This is a genomic window from Paenibacillus sp. N119s (assembly GCF_059447605.1).
Window position 1 is genome coordinate 1 of sequence record NZ_JCAJRU010000434.1, and the last position, 1481, is coordinate 1481.

Annotated in this window: 2 protein-coding genes; one reads left to right on the forward strand and one right to left on the reverse strand. The window is 44.4% G+C overall.

The genetic code is table 11. The annotated features are described in order from the left end of the window. Positions 1 to 391: FAD-dependent oxidoreductase (locus AC5V8P_RS25515; RefSeq protein ID WP_495474045.1), on the reverse strand; the 391-nt coding region annotated here is incomplete at its 3' end. 448 nt (positions 392 to 839) lie between these two features. On the opposite strand from AC5V8P_RS25515, the gene AC5V8P_RS25520 reads away from it, so the two are divergent. Beyond that, complete coding sequence (locus tag AC5V8P_RS25520) at positions 840 to 1442, forward strand: ANTAR domain-containing response regulator (RefSeq protein WP_064796281.1); 603 nt, start codon at positions 840 to 842, stop codon at positions 1440 to 1442. Positions 1443 to 1481 lie beyond the last annotated feature (39 nt).

Below are 1481 nucleotides of genomic sequence, written 5' to 3' on the forward strand. Positions count from 1 at the left end.
GGAAACCGATCACTCCATCCTTATCAGCTCCTGGTAACGGCAAGATGAAGGCTTTAGAGCCTGTTGCCAACAATAATAAATCATAAGGGACACATCTACCGGAGCGTGATGTCACCTGCTGTTTTTTCGTATCGATCGCTGTGACAGGATCATCGGTATATAAGCGGATATTATTGTCTTCATACCAACTCCAATCGTTGATGATAATATCCTGCAAGCCAGTTCCTCCGGCCAGAACAGAGGACAGCATGATCCGATTATAATTTGGATGGGGCTCGGCCCCGAATACTGTAATCTCATAAGCACCTGGTGCGATCTTCAGCAAATGTTCGAGAGTGCGTACCCCCGCCATTCCGTTGCCGACCAGTACTAATTTTTGAATGTAGCTCATTAGGTCACTCCCTCTCCCATGTTTATCCTTAGAACATAAAAAAGCCTGCTTTACATACAGGGATGCAAAACATCCCTCACATGTAAAAACAGGCTCCATTGCCGTTTCATCGAATACACCGTTGTATCCATCAGAGTATGAAATTTAAAAATGTTGTAGTCAATATATAACGATTCAAATCGTATGTCAATATTCCTCACGCATAATCTCGTAAAAAAATATATTTTATCACTAAGTAACATATTCGTGACGTATAAAATATCACTCTTCTACAAAATTAGGATTGATTTTCAGTTCAAAACACGCCAAAATGGTTTAAAAGTCCGTTTCTACTTCATTATGATGGAAAAGTTAAATCATCTCACAAAGTCATATGTCACATTTCTTATCAAGACCTTCAATCCTCATGCTTAACTTATCCTTCATGTTAAAGAGAGGAGGAGCCCGCTTGCGTTCCTTGTTGGTAATTCACTCACATGCTGACCCTGCATCCGAGCAGGCAGACATCATTCCCTCATGGCAAATAGAACCTGAGCACCTTTTAGAGTCCAACGGATACCGGCCCTTGCCCTGCCGCGATGAATCTGAATTCAAACAGCTCATCCATAATGCAGATGCGGCAGTACTGAACATACCCGTCGGCACAATCAGTATGTGGAGCAACAGGTTAGAGCAAACCCGAGCAATTCCGTTGCTATGGTGGTGCAGCGCGATATCCGCGCAGTCATCGACGGAGGCTTGCGAAGCAGATGCGACTGTCGACGGCATTCTACTCCCTACGATGGTAGCCCATGAGCTGAATTGGGCTCTTCATTTTAGCGCCAAACGCTTTTTTGAACGCCAGCACTGGCAAAGTGAACGAAAACAACTGACTGCTCGGCTGGAAGAACGCAAATGGATTGATATGGCGAAGGGGATCCTTGGCGAAGTAAACGGCATTCCAGAAGCGGCGGCTTATGATCTGCTGCGTAAAAAAGCGATGAATGAGCGCAAACGAATCGTTGATGTGGCCATCGCCATCGTGAAAGCACACCAAATGCTAAAAGCATAAATCTGAAAGGGGACCTGCACGTGAATATGATTGAACTAT